This window comes from Psychrobacter sp. PG1 (genome assembly GCF_014897815.1).
Lineage (GTDB): Bacteria > Pseudomonadota > Gammaproteobacteria > Pseudomonadales > Moraxellaceae > Psychrobacter.
This window is the reverse complement of the sequence record NZ_JABUZG010000056.1, coordinates 1-23,430: the sequence shown is the minus strand read 5'-3', so window position 1 is coordinate 23,430 and position 23,430 is coordinate 1. Positions and strand designations below refer to the sequence as shown.

20 protein-coding genes and 1 pseudogene are annotated in these 23,430 nt (G+C 42.2%); 8 read left to right on the top strand and 13 right to left on the bottom strand.

What is annotated here, in order from left to right; all coding sequences use genetic code 11:
- Positions 1-7: 7 nt before the first annotated feature.
- Positions 8-796: a carboxy-S-adenosyl-L-methionine synthase CmoA gene (gene cmoA, locus INT03_RS07905; protein ID WP_193008513.1), complete on the bottom strand. Its 789-nt coding sequence runs from the start codon at positions 794-796 to the stop codon at positions 8-10.
- A 203-nt stretch (positions 797-999) separates the two neighbouring features.
- On the opposite strand from cmoA, the gene msrA reads away from it, so the two are divergent.
- The 4 genes from msrA (at position 1,000) to INT03_RS07885 (ending at position 4,855) form a co-directional block, all read left to right on the top strand.
- Positions 1,000-1,521: a peptide-methionine (S)-S-oxide reductase MsrA gene (gene msrA / locus INT03_RS07900; RefSeq protein ID WP_193008512.1), complete on the top strand. Its 522-nt coding sequence runs from the start codon at positions 1,000-1,002 to the stop codon at positions 1,519-1,521.
- Positions 1,522-1,691: 170 nt separating this feature from the next.
- Positions 1,692-2,345, top strand: coding sequence for a thiopurine S-methyltransferase (tmpT, locus tag INT03_RS07895; protein WP_193008511.1), 654 nt, complete (start codon positions 1,692-1,694; stop codon positions 2,343-2,345).
- Between the two features lie 81 nt (positions 2,346-2,426).
- The gene (locus INT03_RS07890) at positions 2,427-3,140 is read left to right on the top strand and encodes a DUF1499 domain-containing protein (RefSeq protein WP_193008510.1); all 714 of its coding nucleotides are present in this window, start codon (positions 2,427-2,429) and stop codon (positions 3,138-3,140) included.
- 233 nt (positions 3,141-3,373) lie between these two features.
- Positions 3,374-4,855 carry a lytic murein transglycosylase gene (locus INT03_RS07885; RefSeq protein WP_193008509.1) on the top strand — a complete coding sequence of 494 codons (1,482 nt, stop codon included), beginning with the start codon at positions 3,374-3,376 and terminating at the stop codon, positions 4,853-4,855.
- Between the two features lie 82 nt (positions 4,856-4,937).
- Here the strand turns inward: INT03_RS07885 and INT03_RS07880 are convergent.
- The 6 genes and pseudogenes from INT03_RS07880 to INT03_RS07855 all read right to left on the bottom strand — a co-directional run.
- A pseudogene (locus INT03_RS07880) lies at positions 4,938-5,786 on the bottom strand (IS3 family transposase); the annotation flags it as partial.
- Positions 5,765-6,280: a helix-turn-helix domain-containing protein gene (locus tag INT03_RS07875; protein WP_193008508.1), complete on the bottom strand. Its 516-nt coding sequence runs from the start codon at positions 6,278-6,280 to the stop codon at positions 5,765-5,767. The pseudogene INT03_RS07880 and the gene INT03_RS07875, both read right to left, overlap by 22 nt.
- Before the next feature lie 104 nt (positions 6,281-6,384).
- On the bottom strand, positions 6,385-6,684 hold the full coding sequence (locus INT03_RS07870) for a hypothetical protein (RefSeq protein ID WP_045455583.1): 300 nt from the start codon (positions 6,682-6,684) through the stop codon (positions 6,385-6,387).
- A gap of 276 nt (positions 6,685-6,960) precedes the next feature.
- Positions 6,961-7,959, bottom strand: a complete 999-nt coding sequence (locus INT03_RS07865) for a DUF4062 domain-containing protein (protein ID WP_287045547.1) — start codon at positions 7,957-7,959, stop codon at positions 6,961-6,963.
- A 165-nt stretch (positions 7,960-8,124) separates the two neighbouring features.
- The gene (gene murI, locus INT03_RS07860; RefSeq protein ID WP_404816130.1) at positions 8,125-9,015 is read right to left on the bottom strand and encodes a glutamate racemase; all 891 of its coding nucleotides are present in this window, start codon (positions 9,013-9,015) and stop codon (positions 8,125-8,127) included.
- Positions 9,016-9,380: 365 nt separating this feature from the next.
- On the bottom strand, positions 9,381-10,127 hold the full coding sequence (locus tag INT03_RS07855) for a DUF1285 domain-containing protein (protein ID WP_193008505.1): 747 nt from the start codon (positions 10,125-10,127) through the stop codon (positions 9,381-9,383).
- Between the two features lie 616 nt (positions 10,128-10,743).
- On the opposite strand from INT03_RS07855, the gene INT03_RS07850 reads away from it, so the two are divergent.
- Positions 10,744-12,381: an electron transfer flavoprotein-ubiquinone oxidoreductase gene (locus INT03_RS07850; RefSeq protein WP_193008539.1), complete on the top strand. Its 1,638-nt coding sequence runs from the start codon at positions 10,744-10,746 to the stop codon at positions 12,379-12,381.
- Between the two features lie 113 nt (positions 12,382-12,494).
- On the opposite strand, the gene INT03_RS07845 is transcribed toward INT03_RS07850, so the two are convergent.
- Complete coding sequence (locus INT03_RS07845) at positions 12,495-13,991, bottom strand: alanine/glycine:cation symporter family protein (protein WP_045448031.1); 1,497 nt, start codon at positions 13,989-13,991, stop codon at positions 12,495-12,497.
- A 1,109-nt stretch (positions 13,992-15,100) separates the two neighbouring features.
- Between INT03_RS07845 and INT03_RS07840 the strand changes: the two genes are divergently transcribed.
- The 3 genes from INT03_RS07840 (at position 15,101) to INT03_RS07830 (ending at position 17,968) form a co-directional block, all read left to right on the top strand.
- Positions 15,101-15,361: a DUF4212 domain-containing protein gene (locus INT03_RS07840; protein WP_045448034.1), complete on the top strand. Its 261-nt coding sequence runs from the start codon at positions 15,101-15,103 to the stop codon at positions 15,359-15,361.
- Positions 15,362-15,365: 4 nt separating this feature from the next.
- Positions 15,366-17,234 (top strand): sodium:solute symporter family protein, encoded by a 1,869-nt coding sequence (locus INT03_RS07835; protein ID WP_193008504.1) that lies wholly within the window; start codon positions 15,366-15,368, stop codon positions 17,232-17,234.
- Positions 17,235-17,422: 188 nt separating this feature from the next.
- Positions 17,423-17,968 (top strand): hypothetical protein, encoded by a 546-nt coding sequence (locus INT03_RS07830; protein ID WP_193008503.1) that lies wholly within the window; start codon positions 17,423-17,425, stop codon positions 17,966-17,968.
- An 87-nt stretch (positions 17,969-18,055) separates the two neighbouring features.
- Here INT03_RS07830 and INT03_RS07825 read toward each other — a convergent pair whose 3' ends face one another.
- The 5 genes from INT03_RS07825 to INT03_RS07805 form a co-directional block, all read right to left on the bottom strand.
- Positions 18,056-18,661, bottom strand: coding sequence for a rhomboid family intramembrane serine protease (locus tag INT03_RS07825; RefSeq protein ID WP_193008502.1), 606 nt, complete (start codon positions 18,659-18,661; stop codon positions 18,056-18,058).
- A 52-nt stretch (positions 18,662-18,713) separates the two neighbouring features.
- Positions 18,714-19,763 (bottom strand): 5'-nucleotidase, encoded by a 1,050-nt coding sequence (locus INT03_RS07820; protein ID WP_055125847.1) that lies wholly within the window; start codon positions 19,761-19,763, stop codon positions 18,714-18,716.
- Between the two features lie 333 nt (positions 19,764-20,096).
- Positions 20,097-21,386, bottom strand: a complete 1,290-nt coding sequence (locus tag INT03_RS07815) for a TRAP transporter large permease (protein WP_193008501.1) — start codon at positions 21,384-21,386, stop codon at positions 20,097-20,099.
- Positions 21,383-21,910 (bottom strand): TRAP transporter small permease, encoded by a 528-nt coding sequence (locus INT03_RS07810; protein ID WP_193008500.1) that lies wholly within the window; start codon positions 21,908-21,910, stop codon positions 21,383-21,385. Before INT03_RS07810 ends, INT03_RS07815 begins: the two co-directional genes overlap by 4 nt.
- A 17-nt stretch (positions 21,911-21,927) precedes the next feature.
- Entirely contained in the window at positions 21,928-22,989 is a 1,062-nt protein-coding gene (locus INT03_RS07805) for a TRAP transporter substrate-binding protein (protein WP_193008499.1), read from the bottom strand.
- Positions 22,990-23,430: the final 441 nt, after the last annotated feature.

Genomic DNA, 23,430 nt, shown 5'->3' with positions numbered 1-23,430 from the left:
ATAAGGATTATTTAAACGCCACAATTGAGACAAAGTTTAAAAACTGAAACCACGTCAGATGACGTTTAAAGCCAACTTGATCTAACCGTGCATGATGCTCATCTAATGTATCAGTAATAAGAACGTTTTCTAATGCATTACGTTTGCCACTGATTTCCATCTCGGTATACCCATTAGCACGTTTAAAGTCATAATAACGCTCAACCAACCACGCGTCATATTGCTCATCAAAAGCATGGGTTTTTTCAGTCAATACCAGTATGCCACCTTCGCTTAATGCCGCATAAATTTTCTCTAACACTGCGACTCTATCGGCGGCGGGTAAAAACTGTAAGGTTAAGTTTAAAATCACCATATCGCACGGCTCAAGCTCGACATCACGAATATCCGCAGTGAGGACTTCAATATTATGCTCTGGATAGTTATCAGCCAGTAAAGTAGTCGCTTCGGTCGTCATCGCTGGTGAGATATCAATCGCTTTAATTTGCAAATCTTGCGGCTCAAACTCACCCGCCAACGCCATACTTGCTGCGCCAAGTGAACAACCCAAATCATACACTCGACTGACGCGCTGACCACTATCGCTCTGTTGACGATACTTACAATGACGTCGAGCAAATATGGGCAACATCGCCAGCACCTGACCATAACCGGGAACACTACGACGAATCATATCAGGGAAACAAGCCACCACTTGCTCATCAAAGGAGAAACGCGACGCTTTATCGAGTGGCGTGGTAAATAAGGTGTCATGTTTAACAATAGCAGGCTTAGATTGACTCATGGTGCGACTCATTTTGTGATAATAGAACTTAAATTAAAAAATAATTGATGGTCTTGCTTGTCGTTATTAGTTGAAAGCGGCACGACGTAGCAAAAGCTCATTATAACATTACTGTTTGTTACTTATCGCGGTCAGATCCCCTGCTAAGCTAAATAGGTATTGCTAAGTAAACATCACTTGGCTGGTATTTTATATTTATAAAAACAGGAAGAATTATGCAAACCATTATTTTAGGCGGTGGCTGTTTTTGGTGCACCGAATCGGTATTTTTATCCGTAAAAGGCGTGCAATCTGTCGTCTCAGGCTACATGGGCGGTGACGCTGTTTCTGCCAATTACGAAGCGGTCTGTAGTGGCAATACAGGGCACGTTGAAGTCATCAAAGTCGAGTTCGATGACTCTATCGTCCCATTAGAAGTCATACTCGATGTTTTCTTTGCCACCCACGATCCCACCACAATGGATCGTCAAGGCAATGACGTCGGTAGCCAGTATAGAAGCGTTGTGTTCTACACAGATGAAGCCCAAAAACCGACCATTGACCGCACCATCAATAAACTGCGCGATATGGGCATCAATGTGGTCACCGAAGTACACCCAGCCGTTGAGTTTTATCAAGCAGAAGAGACCCACCAAGATTTCTTTAACCGAAATCCAGGACAAGCTTATTGCAACTTTGCCATACCACCAAAACTTGCCAAATTGCGTAAAGAGTTTAGTCAATATATGGTGAGCTAAACCACAAAATGAAGATAGTTTTCATTTGGAAAAAGGTTAGCTTAGCATTTCATTATAGCCAAACGCTTATTATATGAGCGTTTGGCTTTTTGATACCTTTAGCATTCTCACTCAAACGGTTATTATAGAGAAACCTCATAATATAAACCTAAACGAATAAAGGCGAAGGTATGAACGCTGAATTTTGGCACAGCCGCTGGCAAGAGAAACGCATTGGCTTTAATCAGTCTGCAGTGAATCCATTATTAATGAAGTACTTTAAGCAGTTAAACCTGCCAGCTGGTAGCCGTGTCTTTGTCCCTCTTTGCGGTAAATCGATTGATATGGCTTGGCTGGCAGCGCAAGGCTACGACGTCGTAGGCGTTGAATTGGTGGAAACAGCGGTACAAGAATTCTTTGCTGAGCAGAATATCTCCCCTGCTGTGCACCAGCATGCAGACAATCCAGCCATTAAATACTATCAAGGTCAGTTGTCAGGACAAACCATTACCTTATGGGTTGCTGATATTTTTGCACTGTTATCTGAGGATATCGGATCTGTAAAGGCGGTGTATGATAAAGCCGCATTGATTGCGCTGCCAGAAAATATGCGTACGAAGTATAGCGAGCATATACGTAAAATAAGTGGTCATGCACCACAATTTATCATCACTCTCACTTATGACCAAAGCAAAAAAGCGGGACCCCCGTTCTCTATCAGTAGCGAGCAAATACAGCAATATTATGGCGATAACTATCATATCAGCGAACTGACGAGTGAACTTACTTCTATAGGATCGGCACCTGAGCTAACAGCCTCTGAGCATGTTTGGTTGTTGAAATAAGTGGTTAATAAATGAAATAAGTCGTTAATAAAGCCGTTTGCGCAGCGATTAATCATTACTAAATCATGATGGAGAAATTGAATGAAAATATTAGTTGGGCTGATAAGTTTAATCTCTATTTTACTAGTCACACTCGCAGGTCCGCTTTACAAGTTTGGCTTAGTAGATTTAGCGACTGCGTTTGCAGGGTTTAAGTTTGGTATATTTGCTGGTATCGCAGCATTGGTACTATTAGGCATACAGCTTTTATTTAAACGAGATACGGCTAGCCTTGGTAGCGCGTTAACATCGGCAGTGCTTGCTATCACTGCCATTGCTATTCCACTAAGCATGATTAATACCGCCAAAAATGTACCGCCTATTCATGATATTTCTACTGACTTAGTGAACCCACCTGAATTTGTAGCCATTGCCCCACTACGCGCTGATGCACCCAATCCGATAGCCTATGATGGCATCGAGACAGCAGAGCAACAACGCGCCGCCTACCCTGAATTACAAACATTAAATTATCCCCAATCAAAATCCGAGCTGGTTGAGGCGACCAAACAAGCCATCGATAATTTAGGCTGGGAGTTGGTAAATGCCGAAGCCGACAAAGGCATCATTGAAGCGACAGATACGACTGCTTGGTTCGGTTTTAAAGATGATGTTGTCGTGCGTATCACGGATAACGGTAATGAACGTTTGGTCGATATTCGTAGCAAGTCACGGGTTGGTGGGAGCGATTTGGGCAAAAATGCGGCGCGTATTCATAAGTTTATTGAAGAGTTAGATGGGGTTTTAGGTAAGTGATTAGGGTTTGAAGGAAATGGAAATGATTCATTCTATTTCTTGTTTAGTACTTGATGCATTTTAGCTTATCTATCCTAAACCCTATCCCAACCTCACGCCACCGTCAATTTATAGTAACCGCTTACTTCGATACCTTTTCTTTACCCATGAGATTGGTTACTCTAAGTCCATACTGTACCAATCCGCTTTGCTTTCTCTTTTAATAACTATTTCAACGTTTATAGGATATTTTCATGCGTTTGACTCCAGTTTCTACTTTATCATTACTTAGCCTTGCTGTTGGGCTGAGTTTTGCTAGCACTGCTCAAGCAGCCAAACCTCCAGCGCCAGACTTATCTAATGCCGAGTTTCAACAATGCTTAGACGGTTTGAAAAACTCTAGCAAATTTCGAGGGGTTGATAGCTCTACTTTTAATAACTATCGCCCTAGCCAGCCTGATCCTAGCGTGATTCAGTCATTGAATTATCAGCCAGAGTTTCAAAAAGACGTTTGGGATTATTTATCTTCATTGGTCGATAAAGAGCGTGTAGAAGATGGCATCCGCGCCAAGCGTCAATGGGCGGATACGCTACGTCAAATTGAATCACGCTATGGCGTCAAAGCCGAGCACGTATTAGGTGTATGGGGCGTTGAGTCAAACTTTGGGCAGACATTGGGCAAAAAACCTTTGTTTGAGTCTCTAGCGACGCTGTCTTGTTTCGATCGCCGTCAGAGCTACTTCCAAGGTGAATACGCCAATGCGCTAAAAATCGTCCAAAACGGTGATATCGCGCCAAGTGATATGACGGGCTCATGGGCGGGCGCTTTTGGGCAAACGCAATTTATGCCAAGTACCTTTTTAGAGTTGGCAGTTGATTTCGATGGTGATGGTCGCCGCGATTTGGTCAATAGTGTGCCTGACGCGCTAGCCTCTACCGCCAACTTCTTAGATAAGCGCGGCTATCGCACGGGCGAGCCTTGGGGTTACGAAGTCAAGCTGCCCAGTGGATTTTGGGCAGCGTCTGACCGTAAAAACAAGAAGTCTATCAGCCACTGGCGCAATCAAGGTATCACGCTCGCCAATGGCAGTCCATTGCCAAACGATTTGAGTAGTGCTGGTCTATTATTACCCGCTGGCAAAGATGGTCCTGCTTTCTTAGTTGGTAAAAACTTTGATACGTTTTACTCTTATAATGCGTCAGAAAATTATGCATTGGCAATCGCCCATTTATCAGACTTAATCACCAAAGAGGACAGCAGCAAAACTGATTTTGTCACGGCATGGCCTACCGATGACCCTGGTATCAGTCGCCAGCAAGCCAAAGATATCCAGCAGGCGTTATTGAACGCGGGTTACGATATTGGTGGTGTTGACGGCATTATTGGCGATAATACCCGTATCGCGATTCAGCAATACCAATCTAGTCATGGTATCTTGCCAGCGGATGGCCGCGCAGGACAGAAATTCTACCGCGCAATCATTGGAGATGCTGGAAACACAGCCCCGAAAAGTACGCAATACGGCAATCAATACGGACAGCCGTCGAATAGCCAGCCTTTAAACCCTGCCTCTGCTGATCGCATGGGACAGCTGATTCAGCAGCAAACGAGTACTCCTAATACTTACTCGACGCAGCCTTCTGCGCAATCACCTACCTCTGGTAACACACGCTATCGCCGTGTCATTGGTAGCGACGGTGTGGTGAAGCTCGTTCGTGTTGACGAAGGTTCTTAGTATTCTGCAGATGTATCTTAGGTTAAGCAAATAAAAAAAGCCACGTTAATGAACTGACCCCCAAATCTTAGACGGTTTAAGTTTATTTCAAGGACTGAGTTCTGTATTGCACAGGACTCAGTCTTTTTAGTTTAAGCTGAATTCTTTCATGATTGTAGTAGTGGATATACTCATGAATCTGTTTCTCTAACGCCTCAATCGAGTCTGGCTTCTCAATATAAATAGTCTCACACTTTAGTGTACCGAAGAAGCCTTCCATCAGCGCATTATCGAGGCAATTTCCTTTCCTGCTCATACTTTGTTTAAGCTGATGCTTTTTGAGCGTCTTTTTAAACGGCTTCATCTGATAATGCCATCCCTGATCTGAATGTAGCATTAGCTTCTTATGACGGCTGGCTTTGGTTTTTTCCAGTGCCTGACTTAGCATTCGACTTACTAAATCATAGGTCGGCCTTTTTGAGAGCGTATAACTAATAATCTCATTATTATAACAATCGAGTATCGGTGATAAGTATAATTTTTTATCACCGACCTTAAACTCGGTAATGTCAGTGAGCCAACGTTTAAAGGGTCTACTTGCCTTGAACCGACGCTTTAGATGATTGTTTGCTATTTTGCCTTGTTGTCCCTTATATGAGCGCCACTTTTGCCGTCGAATCCGTGCACTGAGCTTCAGCTGCTTCATAAGCTTGGCGATAAGTTTATGATTATGATGAATCCCTAGCTGTTTTAAGGCAGCTGTTATTCGACGATAACCATATCTGCCTTTGTGCTGGTGATAAAGGGTGATGATATGCTGCTTTAAGTCGGCATACTTATCTTTATTCCACAGCTGCGCTCTATGGTAGTAGAAATTACTCCTTGCAAGGGTTGCTATGGTTAATAAGTCAGATAATAGATGCTGCTCTCTTAACGCTTCGATGAGCCTTGCTTTGTCGCAGCTTGTTCCCTTTCCCTTAGCAAGGCATCCAGCTTTTTTAGATAGGCATTCTCTGCGCGTAGATACTCATTCTCACGCTTCAATTCAGCAGGCGTCTTTTCATCGTCAGGTTTGCTTATGATAGGAGACTTCATAGGGATACTCCCTTTATGTTTGGATGTGAGGCCAGACATACCGTAGAGTCGATAAGCTTTATGCCAATGACTGATGAGAGCAGGTGAGCTAATATGAAATTTAAGTGCCGTTTCAGATTGGCTCAAACCTTCTGTCAACATCACTGTTATCACTTTATACTTAAAATCAGCACTATATCTGGTTTTGCTATTTTTAGGCTTGATAGCATCGATACCACCGATTTGATATTGCTGGACCCATCTAGATACTATCTTCTCATCAAGTCCAAACTTCTTAGCTGTGGAAACTCCAGTACGTCCTTTTCTATAGTATGCAATGACTTTAATCTTAAAGTCTAGATCGTAACGCATAAAATAACCCCCATAAATTATGTCCAATTTATGGGGGTCAGTTCATAATAATAACGTGGCTTTTTTCATAAGGTTCATTCTTTAGTTTTTAGTCAATTGTCAACTTAAACGATCGGTGGTGGGTTCGGTTTGCCATTATCACCATCCCAGTTCTCACGTGCTTTTTCATCTAGATCAGCAGGCGTTTTTGGTTCCCACTTGCCGTTTTCTTTCCAAGTAGCATCACCCCAATCAGCATCTTCTTCTTTTCTGTCCAAGTCTTTATAAGCTTGGCTAGGGTCGATACCGCGACGTTTCATGTCCGCTACTTGCTCTTCTAGTGTATGAAACTGCTCGGCAGCATGCATAGATTCTTCTAAGCCATCAAGCTCTTTTTTTAATGCATCGTTTTTAGCGTTACTCATCAGGTGCTCTCCTTAGTCAGTATTATTATGCGATTTATATACATCCGATTTGTATGTATACAATATATAAGTCAGTAATTTTAATATAAATAATGTATTTATTATCAATCTCTGATTAGTCTTAATATTACCAGTCTTAAATGGATTCACAACCGTTGACGCGTATGCTTTGTATTACAAAACGTAGTCACAGCCACACGTGTGCTCTTTACAGCAGACAGGCTATGACTATTTTTAAATGAGGAAGGCAGGAATATTATTAGTGCAGAGTGCGAATCATTGGGAGTTATGATGGACTTCGTTCAATAGATTTTTTGCATGAAAGGTCAACTTCCAAAGTTCTTGCGAGACGCGAGTGCCATAGGTTGTGAGCTGTATCCAGTTTGCACCCACTAGCTGACGTTGTAGCTGATTCAAATCATCTTGAGAAATTTGGCAGCGCGAGACGGCATGGACATTCGGCATCTCTTTTTTGATGTCTTGCTCAGCTTTTGACGCTATTAAACGATTCATAGCATTTTGCAAGCCATAGCTCGAAAAGGTCGCCGGTATTTTCATTAAGACGATCAATATCTCTTGCCATGTTAAGGTCATGGGTCTGGTAACATCCGTCAGGTTGCCACCTGCATAAGCTTGAGCGCTATATTGAATATCAAAAGCTTCTAACAATACAATTGGCTTACTCACATCATCAGAGACGAATTCATCAGCAGGTGGGTTATTTTCCTTTAGCGTTTTGTCAGTAGACAATAGATCTGCAAACCGTTCCGCCACGGTTTGCTTGCTAAATTTAATCATTTCCTCATTAGCTCTCAGCCATCCACCAACGACCTGATGATTGGTCACTGCGTTATAGTAAGCTTGTACAAGTAATGGCTCAATATCCGTTTCTGTATCATAATAATATATCGTATTGTCCTGCCGAGTTACCGACTTAATAAATTCTTGCAGTTGACGACTGATACTCGCATCTGGATGATGATTTTTGATTAAGATGATTAACGGTTTGAGCTTGGCTTTGGCATTCAAATAGCTCAAATGCATTTGGCTAACGCCATTCCTTTGCACGGTGCCATAACTGTCTCCAATGAGCATCAGTGCATAATCGCAGGAGTCGATACATTGTCGACCATATAGCGATGCTTTTGGCAATTGGCTCGACACATCATAGGTCAAGAAAGCCCGCGACTGAAAAAATATCGCCAAGCTGTCCAAGACCAACAATTCATCATTGTCAGCGCATATGATGTGAATATGATAGCGACGGTTTGGCACAATCACCTCTAAGCTTAGGTCATGACATAGAATAATATGATATAAAATAGAGCACAAATATCTTGTGTTGCACAGCCTAGCATAATCTTATAAAAATAAGCTCAATTTATTTTTAATATATCAATATTATGGTTATGGGTTTGATATAAACACCTTTAGCTGCGCCTATTCAGAACAGTATTGCAAGATGGCGTCTTTGCCAAGCAAACGCGCTATTAAAGTACCCAGTTTATCATCGAACTTAGTCGCATAAAAAATCAATGGCGGTCGAATGACAACTTTTGTTCTGTCAGTTGTTTCTAAACAATGATCATCTGGGGTATTGTCAACCAATGCAGACAGCTGGTTTGCAGCCAATAGCTGCTTAACTCGCTCAGCAATCGCTTGTCCAGAATCAACGACCTGCATCGCCAATTGCTGCTGAGCAATCTCATCTAACAAAAACGTTTTGAAAAATGGATAGTGCGTACAGCCTAGTACCAATTGATCAACGCCATCATGAGCAAATAATGTGAGCTGCTGGCGTAATCTTAAAACAGTATCGTCCTGCTCTGGCATTCCCGCCTCGACCCAAGGTACCAATTGCGGATCAAAATATTTGGTCACTACCGTATTGTTGGGTTTGGCAAAGTGATCGATGACCTCATTAAGCAATGTGCCATTCAAGGTAGCTTTAGTCGCTAAAACGACCACGCGACCAGTTTTGCTCGCCGATATGGCGGGCTTTAGCGCCGGGACTAATCCGACGATAGGCAGCTGCGGATAACGCCGTCTGGCTGTTTCCAAAGCATAGGCTGAGGCGCTATTACAAGCAATAACAATGAGCTTGCAGCCCTGCTTATACAACCAATCAACGGCTGTTAAAGTCAACGCTTCAATATCAGCGCTATCACGATTACCATAAGGCACATTTAAGGTGTCTGCATAATAGACATAACGCTCGGCAGGCAACTGCTGTGCCAAATGTAGATAAACAGACAGTCCACCGACACCAGAGTCAAACAATCCGATTGGCGCATTGCGCTTTTTATTATTTATAACTGTGCCGAGATTCATTTTATGGATGTCAGCTTTAGCATTAGTTGCATTCTCGACATGCTCAACATATTTACCATCAAGGCTATCTGAGCGCATTTTCACCCTATTTAAGCTATTACTTGCAGCAATATCCATCACTACTCTACTGCCATTTTTATATACATATTGTCATCTTTATGCTGTTTGCTGTTTGCTGTTTGCTGTTTGCTGTTTGGCATACTACAGTAATTATCTAGTGATTTATCGCTATAGTCGGTTCAATATAATTTGGATACAAGGAGGGCAAGCGAAAGTACTACAAATAGTAGACTAAGCGAACCTGACACCGTATCTGATTTATATAGGATTGACTATATCTAAGCCGTAAATCATTTGACAGATACTTAGCTTTGAGACCTTGCATTACTGTCTGGCATCGACAGCTCATAGGATTTTCCGCCACTTTGTAACGTCAGTATCGTCTCACCATTTTGCTCTGTCAATTCGCCAATTTCGGTCAAGTGATAAAAAGTATTACGCCCAATAAGTGCGTCCAAACCATTTCTAACGGGCATATAAGGACGTACCTGCATATCAATTGCTGTCTGCTGACTGTTTTCAGTATTTATCGCAGCTGTCTGCTGATCAATCGTATCATTGTCTGTAGGATTATACGCCTTTAATGTGATGGTGTGCTCATCATCTAAACGCACCACATCGCCAGTCGTCGTGGTAAATTCTAGCCAACGGTTATTGCCTTCGTTGACGATACCGACGTCATTGATTAATAAAGGGGCATCTTCAACTTGGATACGGATTTTCTGTACTGGCGTCTTCAAAAAATATTCAATGATGCCATTATTGTCTTCTTTCCATAAAATAGTCGCAAATAAGCTCACCAATGACTCTCTGGTCATTTGCCCGCCTTCATGCCACCACTCGCCATTTGCTTTTATGACCAGATCCATATCGGCCACATCTTTTGGGTGCCATTTATCCAATGGTGGGATGGCACGTCCTTCACGTTTGCCTACGGTAGACTTTAGATACTGACTGAGCGAATCCATATTACTTAGCTCAGATAGCACGTCTTTTGGCGGTTTAGCTGCCGTTTCATCGTTTTGAATTATGTCTTCATTATTGTTATTCATCGTATAATCCTTTACTTAGTATTCAAAGTTTGGCAAATCTATTATTACTATAAATTTTAGTTTCGGGTATGATGAAAACATATCATCTTAGCACCCTCATTAGTTCAATCTTACCTTAACATCGATACTCATAAATGCGTATCGTGTTTGTAGGACTTTTCTTTTATAATGAGTAACGATTTTTTATTGAAATGGTCAAGTGGGTGTTGTGTTAATGACACATTTTACGTGATGTGTTGATATCCTTAAATACATGGATCTCGACAGTAACATGGTCAATTGATGTCGCAAAGACAGTTTTTATCGGGCAGCCATATGTCTGAGTAATGTTAGCGCCGCAAGTCTATTATTCAATTGTTAAGCTAATGATGCCCTGAGATAAGCCACTAAAAGTTTAGGAGTAGGTATGCAAGAGCAAGACAATCAAAAGCCAGTCATTGATAGTGACACTGTGAATACTGACCCATCAGTAGCGACAGAGACGGCAAATCTAGATAAAGCAGAGTCAGCCGTTGTGACCCAAGAAGTGCCAGCTGAAACAGTCGCTATCGACAAAGCGCCAGAGCCAGTAGTAGTAGAAGCTGTCGCGGCAGAGCCTGAGATTGAACGTGAGTCCATGGAATTTGACGTTATCATTGTTGGTGGTGGACCTGCTGGGCTATCTGCTGCTATCCGCCTGCGTCAGCTCGCTATCGCTGCTGGTAATGATGAGTTTATGGTTTGTGTGGTCGAGAAAGGTTCTGAGTTTGGTGCGCATACCTTATCAGGTGCTGTCATCGAACCACGCGCTTTGAACGAGCTGATACCAGACTGGAAAGAAAAAGGCGCGCCGCTTAATGTGCCAGCGACCGAAGATCGCTTTTATTATCTAAACTCAGCCACGCGCTCTACTAAAGTACCTGACTCGTTGATTCCAGGACCGATGCACAACAATGGCAACTATATTGTCTCCTTGGGCAATGTGGTGCGCTGGTTGGCGGTACAAGCTGAAGAGCTTGAAGTCATGATGTTCCCAGGCTTCCCTGCAGATGATATTTTATACAATGATGACGGTTCTGTACGCGGTGTCTTAACGGGCGATATGGGTGTGGCTGCCAATGGCGAAGCCAAGCCTAGCTTTGAGCCAGGTTATGAGTTACTTGCTAAATACACTATTTTTGCCGAAGGCAGCCGTGGTCATTTAGGTAAGCGCTTAATCAGCCGTTTTGATCTTGATAAAGACTCAGATCCTCAGCATTATGGTATCGGTCTAAAAGAGCTGTGGGACGTAGCCCCTGAGAAACACGAGCAAGGCGTGGTCATGCACGGTCTTGGCTGGCCATTGACCGAAACTGGCTCTACTGGTGGCTGGTGGTTGTACTTCGATGAAAACAACCAAGTAAGCTTTGGTCTTGTCGCTGACTTGTCTTACCACAACCCATATATGTCGCCATTCGATGAGATGCAGCGCCTAAAGACCCATCCTGTCATCAAAAACGTATTGGAAGGCGGTAAGCGCATCTCCTATGGCGCACGTGCTTTAACCAAAGGTGGCTTAAACTCTCTACCGAAATTCACTTTCCCAGGTGGTGTATTGGTCGGTGATGATGCTGGATTCTTGAACCCTGCTAAAATCAAAGGCACACACACATCGATGAAGTCAGGCATGCTAGCCGCCGAAGCCATTTTCGAGGCACTACAAGCCGATCGTCAGCATGATGAAGTGGTTGCTTATACCACCATGTATAAAGAGTCATGGTTGTATCAAGACAACTATGAGTCACGCAACTTCTCGCCTGCAATACATCGCATGGGTCTGTTTATGGGCGGTGCTTTTACCTTCATCGAGCACAACTTATTAAAGGGTAAAATGCCAATTACCTTACATGACAGCATGCCAGATTATGATCAGTTAGAGCGTGCCAATCACGCTTTTCAGCCAACCTACCTCAAGCCTGATGGCAAACTGGTATTTGACAAGCTGTCATCGGTATTTATCTCTAATACTAACCATGCAGAAGACCAGCCGGTACATTTGAAACTGACTGATCCAACGGTACCTGTTTCAATTAACTTACCGCTATATGCTGAGCCTGCTCGTTTATACTGCCCAGCTGGTGTATATGAAATAGTAAAAGATGCGGAAGGAGCTAAGTTTGTGATCAATGCGCAAAACTGTGTGCATTGTAAAACTTGTGATATCAAAGATCCTTCACAGAATATCACTTGGGTAACGCCAGAAGGTGGCGGTGGCCCTAACTACCCTAATATGTAAATATAAACAATATTAGAATTAATCGCTGATACTAAAAACCGCCCTTATGAATTCATAAGGGCGGTTTTTTTGGCTTCGAAACATGAGGCAAGTTTATCTTTAATCAGGTGAGATTAATCTGTCCATGCATCACGATTGGCTTCGTCTTTAAGCTTCACAAAGTCATCAGGATTAAACTTGATTTGATCGCCGGTTTTACCTTCTTTAATCTGACGCTCGTAATCACGCAATATGCGCAGTGCTACGGGTGACAAGATTAAAATAGCCACTAGGTTAACGAGTGCCATTAGACCCATTGATAAGTCAGCGAAGTTCCATATGGCAGGAAGACTGGCAATAGCACCCACAAATACCATGCCAAGCACCATAAAGCGGAATATCATGATCATGACTTTGGCATTTTTGGCACCAGAGATGAATTCAAGATTTGACTCACCATAGCTATAATTGGCAATGATGGAGGTGAAAGAGAAGAAGAAAATAGCAATCGCAACGAAGATAACACCCATATCACCCACATATTGCGACAGTGCCAACTGAGTCAGCTGAATACCTTCTTGCTCAACACTAGGATCGACCACACCGGACAAAATAATAATTGACGCCGTTGCCGTACAAATGACAAGGGTATCCATAAACACACCCAGCATTTGCATAAATCCTTGCACCGCTGGATGATCGGGGTGACTCTTCGCCGTTGCCGCCGCATTAGGCGCTGAACCCATACCTGCTTCGTTTGAAAACAGACCACGCTTGATACCGTTAATCATTGCCTGAGCAATACCATAACCAATCACCCCGCCTGCTGCTTGCTCAAAACCAAATGCCGATTTAACAATTAACACAATCGCCGCTGGAAATTGACTAAAATTCGTCACGATAATGAACAATGCTAATAGGATATAGAGAATCGCCATAACGGGTACGATCTTACCCGCAATACGCGCAACCGAGCGCAAACCACCGAATACCACTGGCGCGACTAATACGACCAACACCAAGCCTGTCATCCACGTTGGCACGCCAAACGCTTCGTTGGTCGCTTGTGCGATAGTATTTGACTGCACGCCATTAAAGGCTAAACCGAACGCTACTAATAAGCATAATGAGAAAAATATCGCTAGCCAGCGCTGACCGAGACCTTTTTCGATATAATAAGCCGGTCCACCGCGGTAAACATTGTCATTGTGCGGCACTTTATAGGCTTGTGCTAATGTTGATTCGATAAAACTGGTCGACATACCGACGATCGCAGTCATCCACATCCAAAACACTGCACCCGGACCGCCAAGGTAAATCGCGATTGCGACCCCTGCCAAGTTACCCGTACCGACCCGCGCTGCCAATGAGGTCATCAGCGCCTCAAATGAGCTGATGCCGCCATCTTTACGCCCTTGATTGGACACGCGCAATAGCTGCCACATATGCCCAAAGTGGCGAAACTGAATAAAACGTGTGGCAATGGTAAAATAAAGACCCGCACCAATCAGTACGAACATCAGTAATCCATACCAAGGGTTACTCGCAATCAACCAATCATTGTTGCCCCAAATAATGCTGACACCATAATTGACGATGCTATTAAACCAACCTGCTATCCCTTCACCCATACTGCTATCCTCTCACTTACATTTTATACTGCTAGTATATTTTATGGATTGATGTGATTAATGATATTTAAAAATGCTTACTAATCCCTCTGCCTACTCATGAAACAGTAAATATCTGATCAATATACTGGCAAAGTAAATCACTAACATCCTGTCGCTACATTTTAACTGACTAGAGATTATTTAACTATTTCAAACCTCTATTATAAAAATTAAATATTTACGAACTTTTGCAAGGTATTTCGATAAAGATCAAAAGAATATTTTTTATATAAAATATTGAAGAAAACTTTTAAGACTAGGTATAACAGTTAGACTTTAAAACGTATTCATATAAATACCATTCCAAAAAAATAGTCTCTGCCATAATATTTATTGAGCAAAATATTGGCTATATTTATAGAATGAATGACTTTTATTGCTAATAATGCTCTAATACCTCTATAAAACTAAATCCTTAATATAAATATGGTTTTAGCACAACTCCTGAGCAACGGCCGTTTTTTTAGCTGGTCTCTCTAACATAAGTTGACCATGGTTTCCATAAAGCAAACATTTAGTTACATAAAGTAAATAAAATTTATTTATTGTTAATTAAGTCAATATTGTATATATTCCCAATAAGTTCATAAATATTTCTTGCAATACTTATTGGCATGAATAACAAGTTGAAATATTAAGACAATATCATCAGGGATGATGAGCATAATAAGACAGAGGACTGTCAATCAATAACGACCCTCCTCCATAAATCCTCATCTCTATATACTATAAATCCAGTCATTCTATAGCCCATAAATCTTGTTAGATGTTTAGGTTATAGTCGACCCACAGCCATATTTTACAATGTAATCTTTAGCAAAATCGAACCACAGAAAAGTATTTTTCGTAGTGCTTTGATTGATAGAAATCTGCTTTTTTTTCGATAATATCGGGTTACTTATTACTGGTTGGTCATTCTGCTTTATCAGCCTATAAACTGATTTTAGGATCCGTTTATAGACAACGTATCGAACTGTCGTTCATCATGTGATACATGCTAAAGCAAAATAACTTGTCAGGCTCAAATCAGTAATCTTGTTTTTATGTTAGGCAAAAGGAGTTGTCCTATGGAAAACCACAACGATCCATCCGGTTATTGGCGTGCCAATGTCCGTCTCATTTTAGGTAGCCTATTTATTTGGGCGCTATGCTCATACGGGTTTGGGATTTTATTACGTCCTCTCTTAGCAGGTATTAAAATCGGTGGTACCGACTTGGGCTTTTGGTTTGCTCAGCAAGGATCCATTGGGGTATTTATCGTTTTAATTTTCTTCTACGCTTGGCGTATGAATAAGTTAGATAAACAATACGGCGTAGACGAGGAATAGCCCCATGAGTCAATTTACGATTAATATTATTTTTGTAGGTCTATCTTTCGCTCTATACTTCGGTATTGCAATTTGGGCACGTGCTGGCACAACGAGTGAATTCTACGTAGCAGGCGGCGGTGTTCACCCTGTGGTCAACGGTATGGCAACGGCTGCTGACTGGATGAGTGCTGCGTCATTTATTTCGATGGCAGGTATTCTTGCCGCTGGCGGTTATGGCGCATCAACTTATTTGATGGGTTGGACAGGTGGTTATGTACTACTGGCAATGCTCCTAGCGCCTTATTTACGTAAGTTTGGTAAGTTTACGGTACCTGACTTCATCGGTGATCGTTTTTATTCAAAAACGGCAGCAATGATTGCCGTAATTTGTTTGATTATCGCGTCAACGACTTATGTTATTGGTCAGATGACGGGTGCTGGTGTCGCTTTCTCACGCTTCTTGGAAGTTGAAAACACTACTGGTCTACTGATTGCTGCGGTTGTTGTCTTCTTCTACGCTGTACTTGGTGGTATGAAAGGGATTACTTATACGCAGGTAGCGCAGTATGTGGTTCTAATGATTGCATATACCATTCCTGCTGTTTTCATCTCACTTGAGTTAACAGGCAATCCAATTCCAGGTTTGGGCTTGTTTTCAAACCATGTGGAAGCAGGCGTTCCTATCTTAACCAAGCTAGATCAGGTGGTTACTGATTTGGGTTTCACGGCTTATACCGCTGACGTTCCTAACAAGCTAAACATGGTGCTATTTACCTTATCGCTCATGATTGGTACAGCAGGTCTACCACACGTTATCATCCGCTTCTTCACCGTACCTAAAGTCGCTGATGCGCGTTGGACAGCTGGTTGGACGTTGGTATTTATCTCGCTATTATACTTCACTGCTCCTGCCGTAGGTGCAATGGCACGTTTAAACCTGATTGATACGATTTATCCACAAGGGGTAGCAGAAGCACCTATAAACTATGATCAACGTCCAGATTGGATGAAGACATGGGAAGATACCGGTCTTATTAAATATAATGATCTTAATAATGATGGTCGTATCCAAATGTACAACGACAGTGGGCTTGGTGCCGCTGAGCTTGCCTTGAGTGCTGCACAAGCGGATGGTGGCGATGTAGCCGCTGCCACTGCAGCCGTAGAGACTGCACGTGTCGCACAGGATCTAGAACTTGATGGACGCTTTACCGCAGCAGGCTGGAAGGGTAATGAGCTGGATGTCAATGCCGATATCTTAGTATTAGCTAACCCAGAAATTGCGAATCTTCCACCATGGGTTATTGGTCTTATCGCCGCAGGTGGCTTGGCAGCAGCGCTCTCAACAGCAGCAGGCCTATTACTCGCTATTTCGTCAGCGATCAGTCATGACTTGATTAAACGAAACCTTAATCCAAACATTACTGATAAAGGCGAATTGAGAGTTGCGCGTATTACGATGGGTGTTGCGATTGTAGTTGCTACTTGGTTAGGAATAAATCCACCAGGGTTTGCCGCACAGGTAGTCGCATTAGCATTCGGTATCGCTGGTGCATCGCTCTTCCCTGCACTAATGATGGGTATTTTCTCCAAACGTATCAACAATGTTGGTGCCATCGCTGGTATGCTAACAGGTCTGATCAGCATCCTTGTTTATATCTTTGTCTTTAAAGGTTGGTTCTTCATCAGCGGTACGGCGAACTTCCCTGATACACCAGAGTACTGGTTGTTTGGTATCTCGCCACTGTCATTTGGTGCAGTTGGAGCATTACTCAACTTTATCGTAGCATTTGCTGTCTCTTATGCTACTGCTCCCCCACCATTATACATCCAAGAGCTGGTTGAAAGTGTCCGCTCTCCACGTGGCGCAGGCGGGGCAGTCGACCACTAAGCGTACTAATGAGGATATATCTTCAGTTACTATATATCACTCACAGGCAGTAGCTGCTTGTGAGTGATTTTTTTATCTTTTATTTATTATAAAAAATGTTAGATTTTTGCTTTATTGAATATACTTTACTAATTATGCTTAGTTAAAAGCACTCAACTAAAAGTGCCTAACGCATTAAGGAAGATTTTATGCTTTTTGAGTTTATCGCTACCATCGCTGCCGCGTTTGGCATGGCTGGTCTAGCACTGATTATAACTCACCTCAGTAAACTGGCTGGCAAACGCGCACCGAAGTGGCTTATCCCTTTGTTTGCGGCGATCGGTATGTTTGCCTTTCAAATACACCAAGAATATAACTGGTATGATCAGCAAGTGAGCAAGTTACCAGCAGGCGTACAAGTCGTCAAAGTAGCAAAAAGCACCGAGTGGTTTCGCCCATGGTCTTATGTCAAGCCGCAAATATTGCGTTTTATCGCTGCCGATACAGGTAATGCTAGCGTACAGGTAGACAATCCAAATGTATATTTGGTCAATTTATATTTGTTTGAAAGACGCAGAAGTGTGCAGAAAGTACCACAAGTTATAGACTGTCGTATTCCTGCACGTGCAGATTATGTAATGCCCGAAAAAGACAGCAAGCTAACGATTGATGAACATGTGAGACAAACAACAGCATGGCGAGAGTTGGCAACAGATGATCCGTTGTTTATTAGTATTTGCACCGATAAAAGCTAATTTCCCCATAAATATATATATGAAATACTGATAACGCATATGATAATGATTAAGGGGTTTAAGTCTGCTTATCTTATAGTCATGTATTCAATTGCGCTGAGAAGTTGACGTATAAGTATGCTTAGAGTTAGCACCTAGCAGCAAACCAGCACATAACCCACCGAAGTGCGCCGCAAACGAGATACCTTGTTGCGGCATCAATCCTTGCTTGATAGTCAACCAATAGCCAGTACCCATGACAATACAGGCAAGCAAGTAACCCCAGCGCCGCGCAAATATAGCTCCGCCAATCATATAACCGAGCATCGCGAAGCATAACCCTGATGCACCAATATGAATTGACAATGGTGAGCCAATGATCCAAGTGACCAATCCAGATGCCATAATCAGCTTAATTACCGTTCGATAGGCGTTCTTCTCAAACAACCCAAACAAAAATAAAATTTGTAATAACGTCAAGGTGTTACCAAGCAAATGTGAAAAATTACCATGCATCGTCCATGACGCAAATACCCCAATCATACTGCCCACATCTAAGGCACGAGGTACAATCCCAAAGATATTCCACATGCCGAATAATGCCACTTCATTTAAAAAAAACATGCCCCACATCGGTATTAATACAAAAGCATATAAGCCTATAACCTGCTTTATTCGTATCATAATCAAGTTAAGCAGTTGCTGCCAATTCATATAAGGCCCTACTCTGTTAATTCATGTTTTAATTCATGTTTTTAGCGATATTTTAATGACTCAGCGTAGCAGTGGAGCGTGTTACAGGTGTAAAATCTAACAATGCAGCTTCTTTGTCAGTCATCAAATAACTGTCACTATGTAATAACGACGTCGAGTGATAAGGCACCAAAGCGGTGGGTACGAAGCGACGAGCGGCATCGATATGTTTGATAGAATCATCAAAAAAGATATGAGGTGCAAACGTTCTAAGTACAGCTGTTTTTTCTAAACCTCCTAAGAAAAACGCCATATCAACATTGACGCCCCACTCTCGCAATGTCTTAATCGCACGCAGATCAGCGGGTGCGTTGCGAGCTGTCACCAATGCAATCTTTATGGGAGAATACTTGAGACCAGCGGGTAGACGTTCCTGTAAATTTGATAGTTTAATCAACAGTTCAGCATAGGGGCCTTTTTCAATCGGTAAATCACGCATCTGTATTTCGCGATCGTGAAAAGCACGCAGTCCTTTTTGCTTGTACAGCAGTTCACCTGAATCATCAAACAGCACCGCATCACCATCAAAAGCAATACGTAGCTGATCGGTATCTAACTCATAAGTATTGACAGGGGTTGCGTCGAGTATCGCACAAGCGCAGATATTAGCATCAGCCACTTGCTGGGCATCTTCGCGATTGGTCGTCAAAAATAGATCGACATTGAAGTCTTTAATATAAGGAGCAACAGGACTGCCTGAAATAAATGCCGAGCGCGAGATAGTCAGCTCATGTTCAAGAATGGCATTGAGGACTTGAATGCCCGTATCTGGACTACTCTTTGAAACAATGACCACTTCCACCAAAGGTGTCTCAACCTCTAAATCTTGCATGCCATCATTGCAATAATTATTCAGATTTAATAGAGCTTTAATTAATGGATAACCAGCACCAATGCTGAGAGCATCGTTCTCACGCTTGGTCATATAATCTCGAAACTCTTTTATGGCGCTTACAGGTCTCTGCTCTAGCAGCTCTAGCAAATAATTTTCTGATTCGGTTAAATCAAAAAGTGCCGTTGCAGAAATCGCGACGATGAGCGTATTACTAAAATCGACTGCCATGATTTTCTCTATTTATAAAGTTATCTATTCGGAAATGCCAACCAGTTTACTACATTCACAAGCCCTTAGAATGATAAGAAAAGTTATCCACGTATAATGTCATTTAGTATAAAAACCACCTTCTAAGTAATCCAAATGACCGCTCAAAAAATGTCTCATAATGTGACTTTATATGCCTTTATGTGGAATAATTTAACCATAGAATTGTTATGTCGACTTTTTCTTTTATCATAAAAAAGCCATATTGCTATAAAAACAATATGGCCCTATTAATCAACAATACAGATGAACGACGAAGCTATGATTTTCTAAGCTTACTTTTATCAATAGCGCTTACGTTAGCAGCACTAAAGATACCGCCGGAAAGGCGACCAAAATAACCAGTCGAATCAGATCAGAGACAATGAACGGTGCGACCCCGCGGAACATATCAGACAGCTTAATATGCGGTGCCATTGCCTTAATGACAAAGATATTCATCCCCATCGGCGGCGTAATCAGTCCAAGCTCTACTGTCAATACAGCGATGATACCAAACCATACGGGATCAAACCCTAACGCCACAATGATTGGATATACCACTGGAATGGTAATGACCAGCATCGCCAAAGCATCCATGAACAACCCTAAGAGGAAGTACATGATTAAGATACAGATCAGTACAATCATTGGGCTAACTGCTAATGTACCAATCCAAGTCGCTAAGGTATAAGACAAGCGTGAAACGGAGATAAAGTAACCCAAGGCTTCTGCACCCAGCAGCATAAAGAACACCACCGCTGATAATGCAAGCGTTTCAATCAAAGATTGCTTTAGACCTTTTATACGCATGCCTTTGGCAAAAGCATAAGCCCAAGAAACAAAAGCACCGACTGCTGCTCCTTCTGTTGGGGTAAATAATCCAAAGAAAATACCAGCAATAATCACAATAAAAATAAAGCTAAATGGTATGAGTCCCGTCAATGACAGCAGCTTGGCTTTCCAAGAAGTAGGCTCACCGCGACGCGCTAAATGCGGCTTCCAGCGTACCATAATCATAACAGTGATTGAATACATCACCATGCCCAAAATCCCAGGCAAGAAACCAGCGATGAACATGTCACCGACTGACTGCTGGGTTAAGATGGCATAAACCAGTAGCGCAATGCTAGGCGGAATCATAATACCTAACGTGCCACCCGCTGCTAAAATACCACAGGCAAAACCTGGTTGATAACCATACTTCTCCATTTGTGGCAGCGCAACCTTGGTCATAGTGGACGCTGTGGCTAAGGATGAGCCTGAGATAGAAGCAAAAATACCAGACGATCCTATACCAGCGATACCCAAACTACCCCTCACTCCACCAAAAATAGTTCGGGTAGCTTCAAACAATTTCCCTGCCATCCCTGAATGAGTGGCAAAAACGCCCATTAAAATAAATAAGGGAATCGCACTAAAGTCATACTTTGCCAAAACATCGACTGGGATGTCTTTGAGCATTTGTAATGCACCACTGGGTGCCGTCACTGCGCCAAAACCAACCAATCCAACACCTAACATGGCAAGCGCCACTGGTACTCGTAGGACAACAAGCAAGATCATGACAACTAGGCCAATCGCACCGATAATTTCTGGACTCATGCGCCTGTCTCCTCGGCGTCAAAGAACTCGCCCGTTTTAAAGATATTAATGGATTCGATTAATGAGCGAATGGCGAGTAAGAGACTTAAAAATGCACTAAATGCATAGATGGGCATCATTGACAACCTAAGATCTTGAGTGACTTTGCCGTATTCTATGGCATCAACAGCACTCTCATAAAGCCCCCAAGCAAAGACGATACCAATGATAAAAAAGCCCATCATAAAGACGCCCATCATATAACCTTTAATGGCTTGCGGCATTTTTTGGGTAAAGACATCAACGATGATTTGTGAGCGTTCGACGAAAGCGCCAAAGGCAGCAAGTAAAGCAAACAGCATGAAGTAAGAAACGATCTCTACACTGCCTTTAACAGTAAAGCCAAACTCGCCACCAGTCAGCTTGAAAATATAACGAGCAGTCACATCGAGCATCGTTGTGAGAACAATAATAATAAGACTGATACCACCAATAAACTGGCATAATCTAGAGATTAGAATGCTGATTTTTACTAAAAACACCATGTGACACCTCCAACGGGTTATACCACTTTACAAGCAGCACTGGCAGCTTTTGCTTTCTCATAGACACTATCAGCATCTAAACCCAAAGCATTGACATCACTTAGATATTTTTTAGTACCTTTTTCAAGTGGTCCTTTCCAATCAGGATCATTCAATGGATCAGGAATTTCAACGATCTCATCGCCTTTAGCTTTAGCAGCTTGAATGGCCATTTGATCATGCTTATCAAACACTTCACCAACTTTATTAGCCAATGCCATTCCTGAGTTTTTATCCAACACTTGCTTTAAATCATCAGGTAAGTTGTTATATTTATCCTTATTCATAGTAACCATCAGCGCCGAACTATAAAAAGGAATATTGGTGTGATATTTAGTGATTTCATCGATTTTGAATGCTGTTACGGCTTCCCATGGAAAACTCAACCCATCGACGACGCCGCGCTGTAGCGAGGTATACATATCATTAGCAGGCAATCCTACTGGTGATGCCCCAGCGCTTTCGATAATGTCACCCGCGACCGCAGAAGGGCGGCGGATGCGCATGCCTTTCATGTCTTCAGGAGTCCGAATCAACTTATCCGTAGTATGCAGTGAGCCAGGTCCAGCACCATACATGAATAGTAGATGTGAGTCTTCATACTCACTAGCAAGCGTGCCATCCTCATAAAGAGTCTGAAGCATACAACTCATTTGAGTCGCTGAGTTTGATAAACCAGGAAGTTCAGTGATTTGAGTTAAAGGAAAACGACCACTGGTATAACCATGTGCTTGTGAGCCGATATCTATCGTACCTTTAGCAGCAGATTCGTACGTAACATCTGCTTTGGCAAGACCCGCGGAAGGATACAACTCTACTTTTAAGCGACCATTAGAATCTGTTTCAATTTGCTTTGCCCAAGGTTCAAAAACCTCTGTACTGATAGAGGAGGTTGCTGGCCAAAAGTGAGAGAAGCGTAAAACGGTCGTTTCTTGAGAGGTTGCTGATGAGCCATCAGTCGTGTTAGCAGATTGGTTAGAGCAGCCTAAAAGACTTACAGCCGCTAAGGCACCAATTAAAAAAAGAGGAGCTAGCTTCATTATCAATTCCTTTTGATAATTGTAAAAATAGGAGTAATACATCACTGGTAAATAATCCAATATATCAGATGTAATAATTTACAAGTTTTAAATATATCTTTTACATACCTGTAATAAAAATCTAGTTTAAAATTAGCAGCTATAATGATATAAGTCAAATCATTTTGATGGCAGGACTAAAAATTATATTCATAAAATTGCATAGCAATTAAACAAAGAAAATCGTCAATTCAAATAGAAAATACACTTATAGAGTGTGAATTATAAAAGTAAGTTAGATTAAGTATAATTTTACACTTAATCTTCCAACCCCCAGGCAAAGAAAAACCCCCTGTGACATAAGTCGCAGGGGGTTTTTCTTAGAATAGAGAGCTGACGATGACCTACTCTCACATGGACGAATCCACACTACCATTGGCGCAATGATGTTTCACTTCTGAG